At 67.7% G+C, this 15,890-nt stretch carries 13 protein-coding genes; 9 read left to right on the top strand and 4 right to left on the bottom strand.

The genetic code is table 11. The features are described from left to right. Positions 1 to 113 precede the first annotated feature (113 nt). On the top strand, positions 114 to 1,658 hold the full coding sequence (locus HBE64_RS07145; RefSeq protein WP_167099629.1) for an AMP-binding protein: 1,545 nt from the start codon (positions 114 to 116) through the stop codon (positions 1,656 to 1,658). 50 nt (positions 1,659 to 1,708) lie between these two features. Here the strand turns inward: HBE64_RS07145 and HBE64_RS07150 are convergent, their stop codons facing one another. Both HBE64_RS07150 and HBE64_RS07155 read right to left on the bottom strand, forming a co-directional pair. Continuing rightward, the gene (locus HBE64_RS07150) at positions 1,709 to 3,346 is read right to left on the bottom strand and encodes an FAD-dependent oxidoreductase (protein WP_167099632.1); all 1,638 of its coding nucleotides are present in this window, start codon (positions 3,344 to 3,346) and stop codon (positions 1,709 to 1,711) included. Positions 3,347 to 3,494: 148 nt separating this feature from the next. Continuing rightward, positions 3,495 to 4,196, bottom strand: coding sequence for an IclR family transcriptional regulator (locus HBE64_RS07155; protein ID WP_167099635.1), 702 nt, complete (start codon positions 4,194 to 4,196; stop codon positions 3,495 to 3,497). A 170-nt stretch (positions 4,197 to 4,366) separates the two neighbouring features. Here HBE64_RS07155 and HBE64_RS07160 point away from each other — a divergent pair, with 170 nt between their 5' ends. The 8 genes from HBE64_RS07160 to HBE64_RS07195 are packed head-to-tail and all read left to right on the top strand — an operon-like array spanning position 4,367 to position 13,530. Continuing rightward, complete coding sequence (locus HBE64_RS07160; RefSeq protein ID WP_167099638.1) at positions 4,367 to 5,230, top strand: alpha/beta fold hydrolase; 864 nt, start codon at positions 4,367 to 4,369, stop codon at positions 5,228 to 5,230. 2 nt (positions 5,231 to 5,232) lie between these two features. Continuing rightward, positions 5,233 to 6,948, top strand: coding sequence for a bifunctional 3-(3-hydroxy-phenyl)propionate/3-hydroxycinnamic acid hydroxylase (locus HBE64_RS07165; protein WP_167099641.1), 1,716 nt, complete (start codon positions 5,233 to 5,235; stop codon positions 6,946 to 6,948). After that, the gene (locus HBE64_RS07170) at positions 6,896 to 7,825 is read left to right on the top strand and encodes a 3-carboxyethylcatechol 2,3-dioxygenase (protein WP_371744171.1); all 930 of its coding nucleotides are present in this window, start codon (positions 6,896 to 6,898) and stop codon (positions 7,823 to 7,825) included. Before HBE64_RS07165 ends, HBE64_RS07170 begins: the two co-directional genes overlap by 53 nt. Positions 7,826 to 7,884: 59 nt before the next feature. Then, entirely contained in the window at positions 7,885 to 9,579 is a 1,695-nt protein-coding gene (locus HBE64_RS07175; RefSeq protein WP_243841619.1) for an FAD-binding protein, read from the top strand. Beyond that, the gene (locus HBE64_RS07180) at positions 9,576 to 10,892 is read left to right on the top strand and encodes an LLM class flavin-dependent oxidoreductase (RefSeq protein WP_167099650.1); all 1,317 of its coding nucleotides are present in this window, start codon (positions 9,576 to 9,578) and stop codon (positions 10,890 to 10,892) included. Before HBE64_RS07175 ends, HBE64_RS07180 begins: the two co-directional genes overlap by 4 nt. A 12-nt stretch (positions 10,893 to 10,904) precedes the next feature. Then, positions 10,905 to 11,723 (top strand): coniferyl-alcohol dehydrogenase, encoded by an 819-nt coding sequence (locus HBE64_RS07185; protein WP_167099653.1) that lies wholly within the window; start codon positions 10,905 to 10,907, stop codon positions 11,721 to 11,723. Between the two features lie 14 nt (positions 11,724 to 11,737). Next, positions 11,738 to 12,718, top strand: a complete 981-nt coding sequence (locus HBE64_RS07190) for a cyclase family protein (protein WP_371744172.1) — start codon at positions 11,738 to 11,740, stop codon at positions 12,716 to 12,718. Next, entirely contained in the window at positions 12,715 to 13,530 is an 816-nt protein-coding gene (locus HBE64_RS07195; RefSeq protein ID WP_167099657.1) for an alpha/beta fold hydrolase, read from the top strand. The genes HBE64_RS07190 and HBE64_RS07195 overlap by 4 nt, the downstream gene beginning before the upstream one ends. A 3-nt stretch (positions 13,531 to 13,533) precedes the next feature. Here HBE64_RS07195 and HBE64_RS07200 read toward each other — a convergent pair whose 3' ends face one another. Both HBE64_RS07200 and HBE64_RS07205 read right to left on the bottom strand, forming a co-directional pair. Further along, positions 13,534 to 14,910, bottom strand: coding sequence for a wax ester/triacylglycerol synthase family O-acyltransferase (locus tag HBE64_RS07200; protein ID WP_167099660.1), 1,377 nt, complete (start codon positions 14,908 to 14,910; stop codon positions 13,534 to 13,536). Positions 14,911 to 15,032: 122 nt separating this feature from the next. Beyond that, positions 15,033 to 15,872 carry a mycofactocin-coupled SDR family oxidoreductase gene (locus HBE64_RS07205; protein WP_167099661.1) on the bottom strand — a complete coding sequence of 280 codons (840 nt, stop codon included), beginning with the start codon at positions 15,870 to 15,872 and terminating at the stop codon, positions 15,033 to 15,035. Positions 15,873 to 15,890: the final 18 nt, after the last annotated feature.

The following is a 15,890-nucleotide window of genomic DNA, read 5'->3' on the forward strand; positions in this document are numbered from 1 at the left end:
TGGGTTCTCCGATTCCGGTATTGGCATTCTCGGCTTCGGAGAATAGCATCGCCAGCGGCCCCGAGGCGCAGGCAGGGTTGGCGACCAGCCGCGTGCGCGAAGAGAAGAGTCAGATGCGAAACATCCCGGTTGAGCTCAGGAAACACTACGAGGAACAGGGCTGGTGGACCCAGGAAACGCTCGGCGAAACGCTGGCGCGAGGGTTGGCGGCCAGTCCTGATACCGGATTCTGCGTGCATTCCGAGGTCCGCCCGTTCACCGGAACCTTCGGCGACGTCGAGGGGATGGCCCGGCGGCTGGCCGCGGGCCTGCGGGCGCGCGGGGTGGGCCCAGGCGATGTGATCGCCTTCCAACTGCCCAACTGGGTCGAGGCCGCGGCGACGTTCTGGGCCTCGGCGTTCCTGGGGGCGGTGGTCGTGCCGATCGTGCACTTCTACGGCCGCAAGGAGCTGAGCTACATCCTCGAGACCGCCAAGCCGACGGTGTTCATCACCGCGGAGCGCTTCCGGCACATGGAGTTTGCGCCCGACCTGTGCGCCGACGTGCCGATCGTGGGACTCGTCGGCGCCGGGTTCGACGACCTGCTGGCCGAGCAACCGATGATCGGGGAACTGCACACCGATCCCGCCGCGCCGGCACTCATCGCGTTCACCTCCGGCACCACCCGCGATCCCAAGGGGGTGATCCACAGCCATCAGACGCTGAGCTTCGAGACGCGCCAGCTGCTGGCCAACTACGCCTCCGGTCGCGGCCGCCAGATCACCGCCACCCCGGTGGGCCACTTCATCGGAATGGTCGGTGCCTTCCTCATCCCGGTGATCGAGGGCGCGCCCGTCGACCTCTGCGACGTCTTCGATCCCGGCCGCGTTCTGGAACTGATGGAACGCGAGGGTATGTCGATGGGCGGCGGGCCACCGTACTTCGTCACCAGCCTGCTCGACCATCCGGACTTCACCGACGCGCATCTGAGCCGGATCACCAATGTCGGCCTCGGCGGGTCCACGGTGCCCGTCACCGTCACCCGCCGGCTCGCCGATCTGGGCATCCATGTGTTCCGGTCCTACGGCAGCACCGAGCATCCGTCCATCACCGGATCCGAACAGGACGCCCCCGAGGACAAGCGACTGCTCACCGACGGCAACGTCCGCCCCGGGGTGGAGATCCGGTTGACCGAGGAGGGCGAGATCCTCTCTCGCGGGCCGGATCTGTGCTTGGGCTATACCGATGACGAGCTCACCGCGAAGGCGTTCGACGACGAGGGCTGGTATCACACCGGCGACATCGGCATCCTGGACTCCGACGGCTATCTGACGATCACCGACCGCAAGGCGGACTTCATCATTCGCGGCGGTGAGAACATCAGCGCCCTGGAGGTCGAAGAGGTGCTGCTGACCATGCCCGCGGTGGCCGAGGCGGTCGTGGTGGCCGCCCCAGAACCCCGGCTCGGCGAGCATGCCGCTGCCGTGGTGCGGATCCGGGAGGGCCACACCATGCCCACCCTGCAAGAGGTGCGCGCCCATTTCGAGAACGCCGGTGCCGCGCGCCAGAAATGGCCGGAGGAGCTCTACCAGGTCGACGACTACCCGCGCACTGCGAGCGGCAAGGTGCAGAAGTACTTGGTGCGCAAGGCTATTGCCGAGGGGTGCAAGTCAAGTTGAGACCGCACTGAGGGCGAAGATCCGGACGTATAGCCGCTCTCAGTGCGGTGTCAACTCGGAAGTTCTACGGACTCGCCGGTCGCCGCGAAGTAACCCGCCCGGTAGCCGAACACCATGCCGGGTCCGATGGTGCCGCCGGCACCGCCGTAGGCCCGGCCGGTGACGCCTGCCATCGCGTTGCCCGCCGCATAGAGCCCGGCGATCGGCTTACCGCTGACGTGCAGCACCCGGCCGTCGCGGTCGGTACGCGGGCCGCCCTTGGTGCCCATCGAGCCGACCGAGATCGGCACCGCGTAGTACGGAGCAGTGTCGATGGGGCCCAGGGTCTTTGCCGCTGTCGTGGTTGCCGAGGCATCGCCCCAGTACCCGTCGTAGGCACTCGAGCCGCGGCCGAAGTCAGGGTCGGTCTCCCGGGTGACGTTGTCGTTCCAGCGCGCCAGTGTCTGCTCAAGGCCGTCGGGATCGATGCCGGTCTTCTCGCCCAGTTCGGCGAGATCGGCGGATTGGTTGAACCACTCGGGGGCGGGGCCGTCGGGCTCGACGCCGAGGAACCCGTAGTGCTTGAGGTGCAATGAGTCGAACACCATCCAGGCCGGATCGTTGACGTAGCCGCCGCGCGGGTCCAGATAGTGGAACGCACCGGCCATCGAGTTGTAGTCGCAGGCCTCGTTGACGAAGCGCTTGCCGGCACGGTTGACGATGATGCTGCGCGGCCGGGTGCGCTCCAGGCGGACACTGCGGCTGCGGGGCTTTCCCTCGATGGTGTCGCCGGGGATCCGCACGATCGGCACCCACCAGGCCTCGCCCATGTTGCCCAGGTCTGCGCCGTGGGCCATCGCCATCCGCAACCCGTCCCCGGTGTTGTTCGGTGGGGATACCGCGCCGCGCATCGGGCCGCGCAGGAACGCCCCGACAAGGCTCTCGTCCCACTCGAAGCCGCCGGTGGCCAGGACCACGCCCTTGCGCGCCCGCACGGTGATCTCCTTGCCGCCCAATGCGATCCGCACACCGATCACCGAACCGGCATTGGCGATCAGTTCGAGCGCTCTGGCGTCGGTCACCGGCACGACACCGCGGTCCAGCAGGCCCTTCAACAACCCGGCGATCAGCGCACCGCCGGCCACGACCACCTCGCCGCCGCGGTCGTCGACATCGGCGTTGAGCCGCGCCCGGGTTTCGGCGTCGAACCCGACGTTGCTCCAGTCGGCGGGAAAGGTGGTGATCCGCTCAGCCCACTCACCCAGGCGCGTCACCTCGTAGGGCAGTGGGCTCAGCGAGCGGCCGCCGACGGTCTTGCCGCCCGGCAGTTCGGGCTTGTAATCCATGTAACCCGGGGCGATTTCGAACCTGGCCTCGCTGTGGCTCTCGACGAAGTCGATCATGGGTTCGCCGGTGCGCACGAAGGTCTGCACCAGGTCCTCGTCCATCGCGCCCAGGGCCTGGGCGCGCAGGTAGGCCAGTGCGTCCTCGACGGGCAGGTCGACATCGGGGGAGCGGCGGTGGGCCGGGGTCCACACGATGCCCCCGGAGACGGCGGTGGTGCCGCCCACGGTGTGCGCCTTTTCGTATATCGCGACCGATGCGCCGTTTGCTGCGGCCGTCAATGCGGCGGTCAGTCCGGCGCCGCCGGAGCCGAGCACGACGACGTCGGCCTCGTGGTCCCAGCCCGGCGAATCGGTGTCTGTCATGGTCGGCTCCATTCTTCAGTGCGGCTGCCGCCCAACAACTTTCGTTGTGTGCATATAACGCACGACATCGTTCTTTCATTACACGCTAATGACGCGATTCTCGGGCTGTCAAGCGAAGTCACGGCATCTCCGCAGTTCAGCGGGGTGCTTAACTGAGAATCGCCGACAGCCGTTGCGCCGCGACGACGACGGCGTCCTTGCCGCGGCGCACGACATCCTCACGGTGGGAGATGAGGTTGATGCAGGCGTGCGGCGAGGTCGGCGGCCGGTGCACAGGCACCGCGAGGCCGTAGGTGTTGGGTTCGATCTCGCCGTGGGTGATCACCCAGCCCTGTGCGCGGGTCTTTGTCACCAGTCCGCGTTCGCCGGGCTGGGGCGGCATGGCCGCGAGCAGTGCGATACCGGCCGCGCCGCGATCGAGTGGGTAGCGGCTGCCCTCGTGAAAGGAGAGCTGGTAGGACACGTGGGTCGGCACGATCACCGCGATCGCGACCTGTTGGTCACCTTCGGCCACCAGCAGCGAGACGGTGCTGCCGAGCTCGTCGGCGAGCTGTCGCAGGATCGGCAGGCTCAGTTCACGGACGTTGTTGTCGAACGTCGCGCCGAGTGCGGCCAGGCCCGCGGCCACCCGGAACCGCCCGTCCTCGGACTTGGCGACCAGCCGATAGGAGGCCAGCGTGCTCAGCAGCCGGTAGGCGATGGTGCGGTGCACGCCGATGCTGTCGGCGACCTGCTGGATGGTCAAGCCGTCGCGTGAGCCCGCGACCAGCTGCAGAGCATTGAGCCCGCGGGCCAGTGTCTGTGACCCCGGTGCCGCGGCTGCGGGCCGGTCGATCTTCATCTGCGTCATGCGGTCTCCGTGTCGGACGTGCCACGACGAGCCGAACACTGCCGCAGTTCCTTGACAGGAGGCACTGCGAGAGTGATGCTCTCTATGTATAGCACACCATAGTTCAGTATTTACACACACCGCTTACAAAAAGCGAGAATGCCATTATCGCAGAAGACAGGGGCAAGTGAGTGTCGGAGTTCGAGAGCGTCTGGAGCGATCTGCAGGGCGTCGTGTTCTCGCAGGGCTATCTGGACGTCGGCGGGGTGCGCACCCGCTACTTGCACGCCGGTGACCACGACAAACCTGTACTGGTGCTGCTGCACGGGTCCGGCGGGCACGCCGAGGCCTACGTGCGTAACCTCGAAGCCCACGCCGAGCACTTCTCCACCTGGTCGATCGACATGCTGGGGCACGGCTACACCGACAAGCCGGGTCATCCGCTGGAGATCCCGCACTACGTCGGTCACCTGGCCGACTTCCTCGACGCCATCGGTGCGCCGCGCGCACACGTCTCGGGGGAATCGCTGGGCGGATGGGTGGCCTCCCGGTTCGCCGTCGACCATCCCGGCCGAGTGGACCGGCTGGTGCTCAACACCGCGGGCGGGTCGCAGGCCGACCCCGAGGTGATGAAACGAATCATCACCTTGTCGATGGCGGCCGCGGAGAACCCGAGCTGGGAGACGGTGCAGGCCCGGATCAAGTGGCTGATGGCCGACAAGTCCAAGGATTACGCCGACATCGTCGCCAGCCGCCAGCGCGTCTACCGCCAGCCCGGCTTCGTCGGCGCGATGCGCGACATCATGGCACTGCAGGATCCCGAGATCCGGCAGCGCAACCTGATCCGGCCGCAGGACTACGGTGCGATCACCGCGCCCACCCTGGTGCTGTGGACCAGTGACGACCCCACCGCCGACGTCACCGAGGGCAGGCGGATCTCGGAGATGATCCCGGGCGCGCGGTTCGAGGTGATGCAGGGCTGCGGCCACTGGCCGCAGTACGAGGATCCCAAGACCTTCGACCGTCTGCACATCGACTTCCTGCTGGGGCGGTGACGGTGGCCGCATCTGTCAACGGCAGCGCAACGGCGCGCGACGACGTCGATACCGACGTCGATGTAGCCATCGTCGGTGCCGGGCCGGTGGGCCTGACCCTGGCGAATTCGCTTGGATTGCAAGGGGTCCGGACTCTGATCGTCGACGAGCGCGATGCCCTCATCGACTACCCGCGCGGAGTCGGTCTCGACGACGAGGCGCTGCGGACGTTCCAGGGGATCGGCCTGGTCGATGCGGTGCTGCCGCACACCGTGCCCAACCAGATCCTGCGGTTCTTCGACGGCAAGCGGCGGCTGCTGGCCGAGATGGCTCCGCCCGATGCGCGGTTCGGCTGGCCCAAGCGCAACGGTTTCGTGCAGCCGCTTGTCGATGCCGAACTGCTCAAGGGTCTCAACCGGTTCGACAACGTCGAGGTGGCGTGGGCCCATCCGATGACCTCCATCACCGAGTCGGCCGACGCCGTCACCGTCGAGCTGGCGCCGAACACCGGGGTGCGCCGGGTCCGGGCCCGCTACGTCGTGGGGTGCGACGGCGGGCGCAGCGCGACACGGCGTCTGATGGGTGTGTCGTTCGACGGCACGACATCCTCGACGCGGTGGCTGGTGGTCGACGTCGCCAACGACCCGCTGGGCCATCCCAACAGCGAGGTCGGCGCCGATCCGGCCCGGCCGTACGTGTCGATCTCGATCGCCCACGGTATCCGGCGTTTCGAATTCATGATCCACGCCGACGAATCCGACGAACTGGCCGAGGACCCGGAGTTCGTCGCCCGGATGCTGGGCACGCTGATCCCGTATCCGGACCGCGCCGACATCATCCGCAGGCGGGTCTACACCCATCACTCCCGCATCGCCGGCTCGTTCCGCAAGGGGCGGATGCTGATCGCCGGGGACGCCGCCCACCTGATGCCGGTCTGGCAGGGCCAGGGCTACAACAGCGGCATCCGCGACGCCGGCAACCTCGGCTGGAAGCTTGCCGCGGTGGTCAAGGGCCAAGCGCGAGAAGAGCTGCTGGACTCCTACGACGTCGAGCGCCGCAAGCACGCCCGGGCGATGATCGATCTGTCCACCACGGTGGGCAAGGTGATCTCGCCGACCAATCGCCGGATCGCAGGACTTCGGGACGTCGTGATCCGGGGTACCTCGCTGGTGCCGACCCTCAAACGGTACGTGCTCGAGATGCGGTTCAAGCCGATGCCGTACTACGCCCAAGGGGCGGTGGTCCACAACGATCCGCCGTCCCCAGGTGTGGGCACGTTGTTCATCCAGCCCAGGGTGGACACCCGCGACCGACGCGACGTGCTGCTGGACGACGTGATCGGACCGTGGTTCGCCGTGCTGTGCTGGAACAACAATCCGCGAAAGATACTGGGCGACAGCGCCTTCGACGCCTGGAAGTCGCTCGGCGCGGTCTTCGTCGCGCTGCGCCCGCAGACCCAGCTGTCCTGGCCCGACCAGGACGATCCCGACATCGTCGTGGTCGGTGACCGCACCGGCGCGCTGAAGGCCTGGTTCGATGCCCGCCCGGAGTCGGTCATGTTCCTGCGGCCCGATCGCTGTATCGCCGGTGCCTGCATCGCCCAGCGCGCACCCGAGCTGAGCGCGGCCCTTCTCGACACACTCACCCTGACCCCGGGAGGCAACGATGGCACTGGCCCTCTGCTGCATGTCGCACAGCCCACTGCTGAACGTGCCCGGCCCGTCGGCGGAACTGCTTGAGGATGTGGAGAGCGCACTGAGCATCGCACGCGACTTCGCCCGCGAGTACGACCCCGAACTGGTCGTCATCTTCTCGCCGGACCACTACAACGGCTTCTTCTACAAGTTGATGCCGCCGTTCTGCATCGGCACCGCCGCAACCGGTGTCGGCGACTACGGTACCCAGAGCGGCCCGCTGGACGTCCCTGCAGCACTGGCCACCGAGCTGGCCGAGCACGTCTTGGATGCGGGTGTCGACGTGGCGATCTCGGCGGGTATGGAAGTCGATCACGGCACCGTGCAGCCGCTGGAGAAACTGTTCGGCGATGCCACCGCGGTGCCGGTCATCCCGATCTTCATCAACTCCGTCGCCACCCCGCTGGGCCCGCTGCACCGGGCCGCGGCCCTGGGTGCCGCGGTCGGAACGTTCCTGGCCGGACTGGACCAGCGGGTGCTCGTGGTGGGATCCGGTGGGCTGTCCCATGATCCGCCGGTACCGACGCTGAAGAGCGCGCCGCCGGCCGCGCTGGAACGCATCGTCCACGGAGCACCCATGACACCCGAACAGCGCCGGGCCCGCCAGGACGCGGTTGCCGCGGCAGCCCGGGAGTTCGCCGCCGGTGCGGGCGGGTGCCAGCCGCTCAACCCCGACTGGGACCGCTCGTTCCTGGACCTGATGGACACCGGCCGGTTCGCCGCACTCGAGGGATGGACCAACTCCTGGATCGCCGGTGAGGCAGGCAATTCCGCGCACGAGGTACGGACCTGGGTGGCCGCGTTCGCCGCGCTCGCCGCGCAGGGGCCCTATCGGACGGTCCACCACTACTACCGTGCCGCCCCCGAGCTGATCGCCGGGTTCGCCATGCGCACCGCGCTGCCGGCCGGGGCCTTCCGGTGAGCCCCGAGGTGTTCGACACCACGGTCGACGTGCTCGTGGTGGGTTCCGGCGGTGGCGGCATGACCGCCGCGCTGACCGCGCACGCCGCCGGACTGGACACGCTGGTCGTCGAAAAGGCCGGCCACTTCGGCGGTTCCACCGCCCTGTCCGGTGGCGGCATCTGGGTGCCGGGCGCCCCGTCGCAGAAACGTGAGGGCTACGCCCCAGACCCCGACGATGTCAAGCGCTACCTCGCCCAGATCACCGACGGCCTCGTCAGCGACGAGCGCATCGCCGCCTATGTCGACAATGCGCCGCTGATGATGGAGTTCCTGGAAAACATCAGCAGCTGGCTGGAATTCGTGTGGAAGCCCGGATACGCCGACTACTACCCGGAGGTGTCCGGCGGGTCGGAGCTCGGCAGCACCATCAACGTTCCGCCGATCGACCTGCGCTCCCTCGGCGAGGACGAGGAGAACCTGCTCAAGCCGCTGGCCCTGGCACCCAAGGGAATCTGGCTGGGCCCCAAGGATCTGCGGCTGTTCTACCAGGTGCGCCAGAACTGGCGTGGCAAGGTCGTCCTGCTCAAGCTGTTGTGGCGAAAGTTCCGCGCACATGCGTTCGGGGAGCGGATCGCCGCCATCGGGCAGTCACTGTCGGCCCGGCTGAGGCTGGCCATGAGGGAACAGGGCATCCCGCTGTGGCTGGACGCGCCGATGACCGAGCTGATCATCGACGTCGACGGCACCGTCGTGGGCGCGGTCATCGAACAGCACGGCAGCGCGCGGCGCATCGGCGCCCGACGCGGAGTCATCCTGGCCGCGGGCGGCTTCGACCACGACATGGCCTGGCGCCGTGAGTATCTTCCCGAACTGGAACACGACTGGAGCTTCGGCAACCCGGTGGCCACCGGTGACGGCATCCGTGCCGCGGAGAAGGTCGGTGCCTCCACCGATCTGCTCGACGAGGCGTGGTGGTTCCCGGCAATGTGCTGGCCCGGCGGGCGGCTGCAATTCATGCTCAACGAGCGGATGATGCCGTCGCAGTTCGTCGTCAACGGCGCCGGGAAACGGTTCATCAACGAGGCCGCCCCCTACATGGACTTCGCGCACGCCATGATCGGCGGCCAGCGTTCGGGTGTCAGCCACATCCCGTGCTGGCTGATCACCGACACCCGGTCGTTCCATCGCTACGTCGTGGCGGGGCACCTGCCGCTGCCCAAGATCCCCGGCGCACCCGTGCCGACCGGTCGCAAGGTGCCGCAGGAATGGCTGGACTCCGGCGTCGTGCGATCGGCGGGAACACTGGACGAACTGGCCGTCGAGATCGGTGTGCCACCCGGTGAATTGCGGCGTACCGCAGAGCGTTTCAACGAGCTGGCACGCAGCGGTCACGACGACGACTTCAACCGCGGCGACAGCGCCTACGACAACTACTACGGCGACCCGACGTTGCCCAACCCGAACCTGTACCCGTTGACGACGCCGCCGTATCTGGCCTTCCAGATCATCCTCGGCGATCTGGGCACCTCGGGAGGCCTGCGCACCGACGAACACGCCCGTGTGCTGCGAGCCGACGACACCGTCATCGACGGCCTCTACGCGGTGGGCAACAACTCGGCCGCGGTGATGGGCCGCAGCTACGCCGGTGCCGGCGCCACCATCGGGCCGGCAATGACATTCGGTTACATCGCGGCCAAGCACATCGCCGGCCGTCAGCACAGTTCCACTGACCAGCAACAGGATTCAACGCATCTCATCGGAGGTAATTCATGAAGATCTCGCTGTTCTACGAGTTCCCGCTGCCGCGGCCGTGGGGGCAGGACGACGAGCACCAGCTGTTCCAGGACGGCCTGACCGAGGTGGAGGCCGCCGACAAGGCCGGCTTCTCGACGGTGTGGCTCACCGAGCACCACTTCCTCGAGGAGTACTGCCACTCCAGTGCCCCCGAGATGTTCCTGGCCGCGGCCAGTCAGCGCACAAAGAATATCCGGCTGGGCTTCGGTGTGATGCACCTGCCGCCGCCGATCAACCACCCGGCGCGGATCGCCGAGCGGGTCTCGACCCTGGACCACCTGTCCAACGGGCGCGTGGAGTTCGGCACCGGCGAGGGTTCCTCGGTGGCCGAGCTGGGTGGGTTCAACATCGACCCCGCCGACAAGCGCACGATGTGGGAGGAGGCCCTGGAGGTCTCGATCCGCTGTATGACCGAGGATCCGTTCACCGGGTTCAAGGGCCAGCACGTCGAGATGCCGGCCCGCAACGTCATCCCGCACCCGCTGCAGAAGCCGCACCCGCCGGTATGGGTGGCCTGCACCCGGCCGTCCTCGGTGAACATGGCGGCCGAAAAAGCCATCGGTGCACTGAGTTTCGCCTACACCGGCCCCGGCCCGCTCAAGGACCGGGTGGACACCTACTACAAGGACTTCGAGGAGAAGGGCTCGCCGGTCACCCCGGCGATCAACCCCAACATCCTGGCCATCGGTGGCGACCTGTCGATGATGGTGGCCCGCACCGACGACGAGGCCGTCAAGCGGCTCGGCGTGGGCGGCGGCTTCTTCTCGTTCGGCATCATGCACTACTACCTGACCGGTATGCACACCCCCGGCCGGACCAAGGTGTGGGAGCTCTACCAGGAGGCCGTCAAGGAGGATCCGACCCTGGCCTACGGTCCCGGTCGCGGCGCGATCGGCTCACCGGAGACCGTGCGGCAGTTCCTGCGCGACTACGAGGCCAGCGGCGTCGACGAAATCATCCTGCTGCTCAATCCGCGGGCCCACGAGGGCATCATGGAGTCGATCGAGATCATGGGCAAAGAGATTCTGCCCGAGTTCATCGAACGTGACGAGAAGGCCGTGGCCGCCAAGGCCAAGCGCCTGGAACCGGTCATCGAGAAGGTGGAGGCCCGCCGCCGCCCGTCGGAGGCGCCGGCGTTCGACGACACCTATGCCTTCGGTGGTCTGCCCACCGGGCAGGGCGGCAAGTTCACCGCCAGCGAGATTCCTGAGGCGTGGGCCGAGATCAACGAGGGCCGGGTGCAGGCGGCCCAGGCCGAGAAGGACGCGCGTGAGCATCAGGCTTCCAGCTGAGCGGTCCGGTCGTTGACCGGCCTGGCGCAGCTGCAGCGCTACGACGGCCGCAGGGTCGCCGTGACCGGGTGTGCCTCCGGCATCGGGGCGGCGCTGTGCGACCAGCTCGCTGAACTCGGCGCCCACGTCGTCGGCCTGGACCTGCGGAGTCCCGGGGATACCGGCGGGGTGCGGGATTTCGTCGAGCTGAACCTCGCCGAGCCGGACTCGATCGAGCGGGCCGCCGATGCGGTCGGCGGGCAGATCGATTCGGTGTTCAACGTCGCGGGGGTGTCGTCGGGGATCGGCGACCCGCTGCGGGTGGTCACCGTCAACTTCCTCGGCACCCGGATGTTCACCGAGGCGGTACTGCCCCGACTGGGTTCCGGCGGCTCGGTCGTTTGCGTGTCCTCGCTGGCCGCGTCCGGCTACCGTGAGCATCTGCCGCAGGCGGCAGGCCTCCTGGCGACGGCCTCGATGGCCGACGGCATCGCGTGGTGTGCGGATCATCCCGAGGCGCTGGCCGACGGCGGCTACCGGCTGTCGAAGGAGGCGATCATCGGTTACGCAATTCGCAGCGCAGTACCGCTGGGAGCCAGAGGAATTCGGATCAACTGCAGCGCGCCGGGCGTCACCGAAACGCCCATCCTCGACCAGCTGCGGTCCGCCTACGGCCAGGACTACCTCGACACGTTCCCCAATCCGCTGGGGCGAGTGTCGAATCCGGCCGAGCAAGCCGCGGTCCTGGCATTCCTGGGCAGTCCCGCCGCGGGATACATCACCGGGCAGGTCCTCTGGGCCGACGGTGGCATTCTCGCGGCGCGTCATGCAGTCGATTACGAGAAGGGGTGAGCGCTGTGGCCGACATGAGCGATTTCCGGCGGGTCGCCGACGATGTGCGCAACTGGGGCCGATGGGGTGACGCCGACGAACTCGGCACTCTCAACTTCATTACCGCCGACAAGGTCGCGCAGGCCGCCGCATCGGTTCAGCACGGAAAGGTGTTCCCGCTTGGGGTCGACTTCGGCTCGTCGGGACCCCAGGGTGCGTTCCAATACCGCCAGAACCCCACTCACGTGATGACGATCGACGGCGGCGACGCCGAGACCCTGCTGCGGTACGGTCCCGCCTGGCTGCAGAACCCGTCGGCGGTGCAGCTGAGCAGCTACTCGCAGGCCGGGCCGATGCGGTTCAACGACGACCTGATCATCATGCCGCTGCAGGCCGCCACGCAGTGGGACGCGCTGTCGCACGTCTACTACGAGGACAAGCTGTACAACGACTTTCCCGCCGACTCGGTGACCAGCCTGGGCGCCTACTACCTCGGTATCGACAAGGTGGTGAGCAAAGGCATCACCTCGCGCGGGGTGCTGCTAGACATCGTCAAGCTGCGCGGTGTGCAGACCTTCTGCGAACTCGGCGAGCCGATCACCCCGGCCGAACTCGACGCGGCGGCCCGAACACAAGGTTTGACGGTGGAGCCCGGTGACGTCGTTCTGGTCCGAACTGGTTGGTGGGCAAGATTTTTGGAGACCGGTGACGGCGGGGAGCCGGGAGCCGGGCTGGATTGGACCTGCGCGTCGTGGCTGGCCGATCACCAGGTGGCCGCGGTCGCCGCCGACAATCTCATGGTGGAGAACCCGGTGTCGGGTGTCGACGGTGCCATCCTGCCGATGCACATGCTGTGCCTGCGGGATATGGGACTGATGCTCGGCGAGTACTGGAACCTCACCGCGCTGGCCGCCGACTGTGCCGCCGACGGGCGCTACGAGTTCCAGCTCGTGGCACCGCCGCTGTCGGTCACCGGGGCCGTCGGGTCGCCGGTCAACCCCATCGCGATCAAGTGAGTAGTGCACACCGGACCATCGTCGTCGACGGACTGGCCACGCACTTCCTCGAGGCGGGTGAGGGTGATCCCGTGGTGCTGCTGCACGGCGGCGAGTTCGGCGCCAGCGCTGAGATCGGCTGGGAAAGAGTCATTCCGGCACTGGCCGAACGCTACCGGGTGATCGCCCCGGACATGCTGGGCTTCGGCGGCTCGGCCAAGGTGGTGGACTTCACCGACGGCCGCGGCATGCGGATCCGCCACATCGCCCGGCTCTGCGCGCTGCTCGGGATCGACTCGGCCCACTTCGTTGGCAACTCGATGGGGGCGATCAACATGCTCGTCGACCTCACCTCGACCGCGCCCGTGCTGCCGATCCGCAGCGCCGTGACGATCTGCGGCGGGGGAGACATCCAGAAGAACGCGCACACCACTGCGCTCTACGACTACGACGCCACCCTCGAGGCCATGCGCGCCATCGTGGCGGCGTTGTTCCTCGATCCCGCCTACCCGGCCGACGACGAGTACGTGCGGCGGCGCTACGAATCCAGCATCGCCCCGGGCGCCTGGGAGTCGTTGGCGGCGGCCCGCTTTCGCCGGCCCGGGCTCGAGCCACCGTCAACCCCGTCGAGCAGCCGCGCCTACGATCGCATCACCGTGCCGGTGCTGTTGGTCGAGGGCGCGGGGGACAAGCTGCTCGCACCCGGGTGGGCGGCGCAGATCGCCGGTCGGATCGCCGAGGCCCGCTCGGCGGTTGTCGAGGCCGCCGGGCATTGCCCGCAGATCGAACAGCCGCAGGCCGTCGCCGAGCTGCTGCTGGAGTTCCTGGCCTGACGGCTAGGCCGCCTTAGCGGCGGCTTCGAGCTCGCGGTAGGCGAGCAGGGTGTGATCGGCCAGCGCAGAAACGTCCTCGATCCCAGCGGTGTTGGCGACGAACCCGAAGTCCATGTGGTCGTGATAGGAGCTGAGCGTGACATTGAGCCCGATCGAGGCGGCCAGCGCGGAGATCGGATAGATGCCGAGCAGCTGTGCACCGTTGAGGTAACGGGTTTCGCTGACGCCGGGCACATTGGAGATGACCAGGTTGCACGCCGGCGGCGTGACCTGGTCGACGTGGGTCGAGGCCCCCAGGATGGCCAGCCCGAGCAGCCCGGCCCCGTAGGTCATGGCGGCATCCGAGGACCAGCCCGCCAGTTCCTGCTTGGCGTTGGCCGCCGATTCGACGATCTGCTGAATGCGTTGCGCCGGAGTCGCTTCAGGATCGCCGAGGCGCACGAACAACGCCGACACCCGCGTCCCCGCCGCCGTGTCACCCTCCGTGCGCAGTGAGACCGGGACCATCGCGATGAGCCGATGGGCGAAGGAATCTCCCCGCTCGGCGAGGTAGGCGTGCACACCGGCGTCGACGATCGTGGCCGCCACGTCGTTGAGCGTGCCCCCGAACCGGTGCCCGATCTCGTGCATTTCGTCCAGCGGCAGCGACAGGGTCGCGAAACTGCGGCCCTGCTTGAGCGGCCGGTTCGTGGGCGCATGGTGGGCCAGGAACGGAAGACTGCCTTTCGGATCGGCCCCGATCGCCGCCGTGAGAGCTTTGCGCACCATCCCGAGGGAGATCTGGTTGGCTGTCTCCACCTGAGCCACCAGACCGCGGATCGAGTCGGTGATCCTGTGCAGCAACGGCGTTGGCTCCGCAGGTGTCCGGGGCGTCGAGGGCAGGGCGAAGGCGGGTTCGGGCACGGAATGCTCGCCCACGGTGGACAAGCCCTGATAGAGCATCTTGAGCCCGGAGACCCCGTCGACGATGCTGTGGTGGGTCTTGGTGTAGATCGCGAACCGGCCGCCGGGAATCCCGTCGATGAGCCAACAGCGGAACAGCAATCGGTCGCGGTCGAGCATCGGCTCGTGCAGGTCGGCCACCAGCCGCAGCAGATCTTGATACGAACTGCCGACCGGCAGGGTCAGGTGCCCGACGTGGTAGTAGGGGTCCCAGGTGTCTGCCTCGCGGAAGTGCGGTGTGCCACGGCCCATCAGCTCAGGCACGAAGGTGAACGGCGGTGTCGGCCGGAACTGCCGGTAGGCGTCGACGATCTCGCGCACCACGCCCGGGTGCCCGCGTGGCTTCTTGAACAGCAGCATGGCACCGACGTGGGTGGTCCCGGCTGGTGTCTCGAAGAGCAGCCACGACAGGTCGAGCGGCGCGATCGGTTCGTTCATAGGTGCCCTCCCACGCGGCATTGCGTCATGCCGGGATGCTTCTCCCCAGCGCGCACGACCGCGAGGGCATTAGGGCCTTGTGGTGGCGGACGTAGGTCCCCTGCCGCACGGCGGCAGCCGGCTCACTTCAAGCAGCTGCCACCGTCGACGGGCAGCTGGACACCGGTGATGTAGCGGGCCTCGTCGGAGGCCAGGAACAGCACCGCGTTGGCGACGTCCTCGGGTTCGACCCACCCGATCGGCAGCGTGTGCATGAACTCGCCGACGACCTTGATGTCGTCCGGGCCCGGGTTCTCCAGATCGGGCCGGAACAGCTTCATGGTGCCGTCGTTCATGAACAGGGGCGTGTTCACGTTCGTCGGGTGTACCGAGTTGACCCGGATGTTCTTCGCGCCCAGCTCGACCGCGAACGTCTTCATCAGTCCGACGACCCCGTGCTTGGCGGCGACGTAGTGGCCGCAGTGCGGGTAGGCCTTGATGCCGCCGACCGAGCTGGTCAGGATGATCGATCCGCCGCGCTCACCGGCGAGGATGTGTGGCACACCGGCTTTGACCGTCTTCCACACGCCGGCGAGGTTGATGTCGATCATCGCCGTCCAGTCGGTCTCGCTGGTCTGGTCCAGCGTCTGGCCGCCGTTGCCGATGCCGGCGTTGGCGACGATGATGTCGAGGCGGCCCAGCTGCTCGACACCGCTGTCCACGGCCGCCTTCAGCGCGTCGTAGTCGCGGACGTCGACCTCGGCGGTGACGATGCGGCGGTTGTGGCCCTTGACGAGGTCGGCGGTCTCGGCCAGATCCTCCGGTGTGGACGGGGCGATCAGGTCGACGGTGTCGATCTTCTTGCAGATGTCGACGGCGATGATGTCGGCACCCTCCTGGGCCAGCCGCACCGCGTGAGCGCGGCCCTGCCCACGTGCCGCACCGGTGACGAATGCGACCTTGCCCTCTACCCGTCCTGCCATGTTGTCGATCCTCGTGTC

Origin of the sequence: Mycobacterium sp. DL592, assembly GCF_011694515.1 — a bacterium.
Classification (GTDB): Bacteria; Actinomycetota; Actinomycetes; order Mycobacteriales; family Mycobacteriaceae; genus Mycobacterium.